The sequence below is a fragment of the Alkalihalobacillus alcalophilus ATCC 27647 = CGMCC 1.3604 genome (assembly GCF_000292245.2).
Taxonomy (GTDB): Bacteria; Bacillota; Bacilli; order Bacillales; family Bacillaceae_D; genus Alkalihalobacillus; species Alkalihalobacillus alcalophilus.
Map to the genome: position 1 here is coordinate 1 of NZ_ALPT02000128.1, position 7,594 is coordinate 7,594.

At 38.6% G+C, this 7,594-nt stretch carries 5 protein-coding genes and 1 pseudogene; all 6 read left to right on the forward strand.

All coding sequences use genetic code 11. The features are described 5' to 3' along the window. Positions 1-319 precede the first annotated feature (319 nt). The 6 genes and pseudogenes from BALCAV_RS20160 to BALCAV_RS20185 all read left to right on the forward strand — a co-directional run bounded on the left by BALCAV_RS20160 (position 320) and on the right by BALCAV_RS20185 (position 6,973). Complete coding sequence (locus BALCAV_RS20160; RefSeq protein WP_003324138.1) at positions 320-1,192, forward strand: YitT family protein; 873 nt, start codon at positions 320-322, stop codon at positions 1,190-1,192. 51 nt (positions 1,193-1,243) lie between these two features. Further along, a complete protein-coding gene (locus BALCAV_RS20165) occupies positions 1,244-1,606 on the forward strand; it encodes a c-type cytochrome (protein ID WP_003324136.1) in 363 nt (120 codons plus the stop codon). Between the two features lie 558 nt (positions 1,607-2,164). Continuing rightward, a pseudogene (gene ftsE / locus BALCAV_RS20170) lies at positions 2,165-2,850 on the forward strand (cell division ATP-binding protein FtsE). Then, positions 2,840-3,730: a permease-like cell division protein FtsX gene (ftsX, locus tag BALCAV_RS20175; protein ID WP_003324133.1), complete on the forward strand. Its 891-nt coding sequence runs from the start codon at positions 2,840-2,842 to the stop codon at positions 3,728-3,730. Before ftsE ends, ftsX begins: the two are co-directional and overlap by 11 nt. A 66-nt stretch (positions 3,731-3,796) precedes the next feature. Next, complete coding sequence (locus tag BALCAV_RS23305) at positions 3,797-5,221, forward strand: murein hydrolase activator EnvC family protein (RefSeq protein WP_003324132.1); 1,425 nt, start codon at positions 3,797-3,799, stop codon at positions 5,219-5,221. Between the two features lie 288 nt (positions 5,222-5,509). Continuing rightward, positions 5,510-6,973, forward strand: a complete 1,464-nt coding sequence (locus tag BALCAV_RS20185) for a S41 family peptidase (protein WP_003324131.1) — start codon at positions 5,510-5,512, stop codon at positions 6,971-6,973. Positions 6,974-7,594: the final 621 nt, after the last annotated feature.

The window sequence follows — 7,594 nt, forward strand, 5'->3', positions numbered from 1 at the left end:
TAAAGGGAATCAAAGGCCCCCAATGATTCCAAAAGCAAATGAATAAAAGCCGCAAAGGGAATCAAAGGCCGCCAATGGAACCCGAAGCCATGAATTAAAGCCGCAAAGGGAATCAAAGCCTCGCAATGAGTCCCAAAGCCATCGAATCAAAGCTCAAAAGGGAATCACATGAACCCAATCAATCCGTTTATCTAACGCTTTACTACGTTAATCGGATCTTATTTACAATAATGAAGTCGGGGTGTATACTACGCAAGGATTCTATTGAAAATAGACATACTAACAATAGAAGAATGGTGTAAGGGAGGCTTTTTTGGAGATGAGTAAGAGGAGAGAAGTAAAACAAAGAGGGAAGATTTGGGATTTTTTCTTTGTTTATGGTCATATACTGCTTGGTTCGGCAATTGTGGCAATTTCATTTAATTTATTTTTGCTGCCGAATAAGATTGCTTCTGGTGGTGTTAGTGGTTTAAGTACGATTTTAAATTATGTTTTTGGATTTGAGCCGGCTTATACACAGTGGGCCTTTAACATACCTTTGTTTATTTTAGGGCTTATTTTATTAGGTGGACTTAAATATGGAGCGAAGACAATAGTAGGAACGGTTTTTTTACCTTTTGTTGTTTTATTAACTCGAGATTGGTCGGTTGGTTTTGAGGATCCGTTACTTGGGGCACTCTTTGGCGGAATCGGTGTAGGTTTAGGATTAGGAATTGTTTTCCGAGCAAATGCTAGTACAGGAGGAACCGATTTAGCGGCACAAATCATTCAGAAGTTTACGGGAATCAGTATTGGAACAGCTGTTTTTCTAATGGATGGTTTAATTGTAATCACATCTGCTGTTGCTTTTGGGCTTGAATTAGCACTTTATGCGTTAATTTCATTATTTGTTACAGGAAAGACGATTGATATTGTGCAAATGGGGGTAGGATATGCAAAGATAGCTTTAATTATCTCAGACCATCAAGACGAAGTGAAAAATGGCATTTTGAAAGAAGTGGATAGAGGGGTGACGAAGCTGAGTGGACATGGTGGATACACAAATCAGGAAAGAGATGTCTTGATGTGTGTAGTCAATCAGGGCGAGGTCACAAAATTGAAACAAATAGTCAAAACCATTGATCCAAATGCGTTTGTTGTTGTTACGAACGCAACCGAGGTGCTTGGTGAAGGATTCAATCGCACGAATTAATTGAGAGATTGAGCTATACTAAAAACATCTTGTAGTAAAGGAGGGAAAAAAATGAAAAAATTTCTTATAGCTCTTGGGCTAGTTGTTGCTTTAACTGCCTGTGGTGGTGCAACTGATGAAAATGTAGCTCCTGAGGAAGATGCAGGGACAGAAGCTCCAGCTGATGAGGAAGTAGATAGCGGAGCAGAAGGTACTGTGGATGCAGATGCAGCAAGAGGAACTTATGAGCAAAGCTGTATTGGGTGTCATGGTGGCGACTTAGCAGGTGGTGCTGGTCCTGGTTTAGTTGGGACAGGCTATTCACCTGATGAAATTTTAACCATCATCCAAGAAGGGAAAGGAACTATGCCAGGCTTCCCGAACATTCCCGACAACGAAGCTGAAAACTTAGCGATCTGGATTTCAGAACAATAATGATTAGATAAGACCGTTTCCTTCTATAATCTATGTAGAGGTGAGGCGGTTTTTTTTTGTGAGGTGAACCTTGATTGGGTGTCACTAATTCGCCATATATCGCCCCTAAAAAAGACCTATACATATCACAAGAAATAGAAGTGACTTTTTAATGAGAATAGTCTGTTAGTCCTTGAGTCAATGAAAGGTAGAAATGGGGATTCATGACCGTTTTGTGTTCATTTTGACCTAATGATCCTTTGCTCAAACTACTCAATTGGGAGCATTTTTATAAGTATACTGATTTTTTTGTGAACATATTGAGAGTAACTGCTGACTCAATTGTATTCGTTTTCAAAAGGTGGATTGAAATGAAATTGTAATAAAAATCCTAAGTCATGAGTTTTTAAATAGTGTTATAATGGATAAGCAGTATGACAAATGATTTCAAAAAGGTTGTGATTATTACATATTTCAACATTCGAAAATAGGGGAAAAATGACGTAAAATAAGCGTTCGCAGTCTAAAAGGAGAGTTAATAAAAAAGGAATTAGGACGCAAGGAAGTGATAATATGCCAATGATTAAAATGAAAGACGTTTGGAAAACTTATCCAAATAATGTTAAAGCCATTAACGGTATTAACATTTCTATAGATAAAGGTGAATTTGTATATGTAGTCGGACCAAGTGGGGCAGGAAAGTCGACTTTTATAAAAATGATGTATCGGGAGGAAAAGCCTTCAAAAGGGGAAATCTTCATTGGAGATACAAATATTGGCAAAGTAAAAGAAAGACAAGTCCCATATATAAGAAGGAAAATAGGAGTAGTGTTCCAGGACTTTCGTCTATTACAGCAATTGACAGTGTATGAAAATATCGCTTATGCACTAGAAGTAATTGAAGAAAGCAGGGATGTCATTAAAAGAAAAGTGATGGATGTCCTTGATATTGTTCAATTAAAAATAAAGCACGTTCTTATCCATCTGAATTGTCTGGTGGAGAGCAGCAACGTGTGGCGATTGCACGTGCAATTGTAAATAGTCCTGAATTATTAATTGCAGATGAGCCAACGGGGAACTTAGATCCAGATACAGCATGGGAAATAATGGATATATTAGATGACATTAATCATCGTGGAACAACGATTATTATGGCTACGCATAACAAGGATATCGTAAATACGATTAAAAAACGCGTGATTGCGATTGAGTCTGGTCGAATTGTTCGTGATGAAGTAAGGGGGAACTACGGTTATGAAACTTAGAACCCTCGGAAGGCATGCAAAAGAAGGGACAAAGAACTTAGCTCGTAATGGATGGATGACTTTTGCATCAATTAGTGCCGTTACGATTATGTTATTTGTCGTTGGTGTGTTTTTCTTATTGATTTTAAATATTAACCACATTACTTCTTCTGTGGAGGATAATGTTGAAGTCCGAGTTCATATTGAGCTAACGGCAACGGAAGAAAATCAGGACGAGTTAAAAGAAGAAATAGAGGCACTCAATCATGTTGAATCTGTAACCTTTGTCGATAGAGAAGAAGGACTTAATCAATTGATTGATAGTATGGACAGTGGAGCCGTATTTGAATCGTTACGTGAAGAAAATCCTTTAAATGATGTGTTTGTTGTGCGAGCAGAAACTCCACAATTGACGGAGCCAGTTGCTCTTCAAATTCAAGGTTTAACTCATGTTGAAAGTGTCAATTACGGTGAAGATATTATTGAGAACCTATTTACAGTGACTAATTTTATTCGTGTGATCGGTGCTGTTCTTGTAGTGGGTATGTTATTTACAGCGATTTTCTTGATCGCAAATACTATTAAACTAACAATTGTGGCAAGAAAACGAGAAATTAGAATTATGAAACTAGTTGGAGCTACAAACGGATTTATTAGATGGCCATTCTTTGTAGAAGGGTTGTTACTTGGTATCATCGGAGCGTTAATTCCTGTATTGGTGATTGGTTTTGGGTACAATTATATTTTCCAAAATTATGATACGAATTTCCAAGTGATGAATTTCTCCTTATTAGAACCATCAGCCTTCCTGTGGCAAATTGCTGTGATCATTATCGGGGTCGGAGCGGTTGTCGGAGTATGGGGAAGTTTAATGTCTGTTCGTAAGTTCTTAAAAGTATAAAGCTGACTCGGTAAAACGAAAGGACCTCGTGTATAGAGAGAATAAAGATTTAGGAGGAACGGTTGAATGAAAAGAAAGCTTTTAAATTTGACGGTTGCATCAGCTGTAGCCGTCTCTGCTTTGGCAGGACAAGCATATTTTGCTCCTACTGCCAACGCAAATGAAGAGATCAAAAGTCAAATCTCTGAAGTGGAAGAGGAAAGAAATAAAAGACAAAATGAGGTATCTGAAAAAGAGGCCGAATTAAAAGAAATAGAAGCGGAAATCAGCGGTTTAAATGATGAGCTGGAAGAGATTGATCAAAAAACGGCTAATACAAACAAAAAAATAAGTGACAAACAAAATGAAATCTTTGAAGTTGAGGCTGAAATTGCCGCTTTAAAAGAAGAGATTCAAATATTAGAAGAGCGTATTGCTGAACGCGATGAGCTATTAAAAGAAAGAGCAAAAACGATGTATCAAAGAGGGGATGTAAATATCCTTGAAGTGGTTTTAGGAGCCAATAGTTTTGGGGATCTGTTAGATCGAATGACCGCTTTAACTTTAGTTGCTCAACAAGACCGTAATATTTTAGATGCTCATATCGCTGACCAAGAAGCTCTTGAAAAATCAAAAGCAGCTGTTGAAGAAAACTTAAAGACATTAGAAGGTCATTTAAGTGAACTAGAAGCTTTAAAAGCAGAGCTAGCTGAACAACGTGCCGAAAAAGATCGTTTATTAGATCAAATGGAAAACAAACATGATGATGTACATAATCACTTACTTGACATTGAAGAAGAAGAACAAATTTTAAAAGCGCAAGAAGCGGCTTTGAAACAACAGTTAAAAGAGTGGGAAGCTGAACAAGCTCGTAAGGCAAAAGAAGCCCGTAAAGCAGAAGAAGCTCGTAAAGCCGAGGAAGAACGCCAAAAAAGAGAAGCTGAACAAACCGCAGCGGCTAGCTCAACTCCAAGTTCAAGTGGGAGTCAGAGCTCGAGTGGAAATTCAGGTAGTTCAGGTAGCGGCTCAGGCTCAAGTGGTCGCTCTAATACGGTAAGCCCTCCGCCGGCAGAATCAGGGACAATCTTTATGAGACCTGCAACAGGAACGTTAACATCTACATATGGTTACCGTGGTTCATTTGGTCCAGGTGGCTCATTCGGTGGAAGTATGCACCACGGTATTGATATCGGGAAAAACGGTCGTACTGGAGATGTTCCAATTGTAGCAGCGGAAGCAGGACAAGTCATAACGGCTCAGTATTCAAATAGTTACGGAAACTACGTGATGATTAGTCATATTGTCGATGGTCGTCAAATCACTACTCTTTACGCACACTTAGAGCGTATGGATGTGAGTGTAGGGAGCACAGTCTCACGTGGACAGCAAATTGGTTTGATGGGGAATACAGGTAACTCGACAGGACCTCACCTTCATTTTGAAGTACATGAAGGTGGATGGAATCAAGCAAAATCTAATTCTGTTAATCCACTGAATTATATTCCAAGATAAGTAGAGTCTAAAACCTTATAGCCTTTGGCTATAAGGTTTTTTTATCATAAGATTAGATTTTTATTCGTAAGACTACGGTATATAGCATGAAAATTTTTCTTGGGGATTTTGATGGGATTCTTTTTGACTTCACTTGTGGCTTTGTCTAAAATGGTGGGAAAGGAAAACAACATATTATCGTGAGCGATTACATATGATAAACTGTTAATATAGGACAAACTTAGGTGTAAAGAATCGGCTATAAGTCGTTGTAATTTCATTTGTTGATTATAAATTAGGAGTGGTCATGTGGGCAACAAGCGTTGGTTTTATTTACTAATAGGAATTGTGTTAGCAATTGGGGCGGTTAGTATTTTTACGCTTGATTCACCTCAATTAAGCAATACAAAAGAAGTCGCTAGTACAGTCGATAGTAGCGGGGGAACACAGGAAGTAGTCGAATTATCGGATCAAGAGTTATTAGAGAAATTTGCTCTAGCTTTACAAATTATTGAGGATCAATATATTGATGAAGTGGACCAGACAGAACTTGTTGAAGGGGCCATTAAAGGGATGCTTGAAACTTTAGAGGACCCTTATTCGGACTATATGGATCAAGAAACGGCTCGTCAATTTGAAGAGTCACTAGATTCACATTTTGAAGGAATTGGAGCAGAGGTCAGTATGGTTGATGGTAAAGTAACTATCGTTGCCCCAATTCGAGACTCACCAGCAGAAAGAGCGGGATTGCAACCAAATGATCAAATCGTTCAAATTGACGGCGAAAGTATAGAAGGCCTTTCTTTAAATGAGGCTGTATTACAAATACGTGGTGAAAAGGGAACAACGGTTACTTTGACAGTGGAGCGACCTGGTGTCAATGAACCAATTGAATTCCAAATCGTTCGTGATGAAATTCCAATTGAAACAGTTGTTGGTGAGATGATTGAACAAGATGGAAAAAATATCGGTTACATCATTATATCCTCTTTTTCAATTGATACCGCGGAACGTTTTGAAGCGGCTTTAAATGAATTAGAAGCTAGTGGAATAGACGGTTTAGTAATTGATGTACGCGGGAACCCAGGAGGATATTTAAAATCAGTAGAAGATATTGGTGACTTGATTATCCCTGGTGGTGAACCAGTTGTCCAAATCGAGAATCGTCAAGGACAAAAAGAACGTCATATTTCTTCTTTGAATGAAATAAAACCATACCCTATTGTTGGAGTGACGGACGGAGCAAGTGCTTCTGCTTCTGAAATCTTGGCTGGTGCCTTAATTGAAGCGGGAGGTTATGATGTTGTGGGAGACACAACATTTGGAAAAGGGACAGTGCAGCAAACGATTCCGATGGGAGATGGAAGTCAATTAAAACTTTCTTTATTCCGTTGGTTAACATCAGCAGGGAATGATATTCACGGGGAAGGTGTGGAGCCTACTGTAAAAGTGATGCAGCCAGATTATTTCTATGTACCACCTGTTACCGCTCAAGAAACATTAAAGCCTGAAATGTTAAATGAACAAATTCGTAGTGCACAAATTATGTTAACGGGATTAGGTTTTGACATTTCACGTGATGACGGGTTTTATGATGAAGAAACGGAGGAAGCCGTAAAAGCTTTCCAACAAGATAATGGATTTGAAAGCACTGGAGAAATTGATGTAGAAACGGCAGCGGAAATCCAAAACCAAATCATCGAACAAATCCGTAACAGAGCAAACGATCAACAGCTACAAAAAGCGATCGAGTTGATTGTTGAAGAAAAATAACCATTATTTATAATATGAGTAACAGGAAATAGTGGGCAAATGGAAGCTATACAATAGCAAAAATAAGACTATCTCAAAAGGTGAATTGACCTTTTGAGAGGTCTTTTTTTGTTGTGACTGCTGGACGTGACTGTAAAAGTGCTCAGCAAGGTTTGGAGTGTGAATCGGTGTGGAGTATGGATAAGTAATGGAAATTCACGATTGTGAGAATTACGGTTCGAATCAAGGCGAATAGGTAATGAAAAGCAAGGGTTGGACAAATTAGGGTGCGAATCCAAGTGAATAGGTAATGAAAAGCCCGAGCTGGTCGAATTACGGTTCGAATCAAGGTGAATAGGTAATGAAAAGAACGAGCTGGTCGAATTACGGTTCGAATCAAGGTGAATAAGTAATGAAAAGCCCGAGCTGTCCGAATTACGGTTCGAATCAAGTTGAATAGGTAATGAAAAGCTCGAGTTGTCCGAATTAGGGTGCGAATCAAGTGAATAGGTAATGAAAAGCAAGGGTTGGACAAATTAGGGTGCGAATCCAAGTGAATAGGTAATGAAAAGCCCGAGCTGGTCGAATTACGGTTCGAATCAAGGTGAATAAGTAATGAAAAGCACACTCTGTCCAAATTAG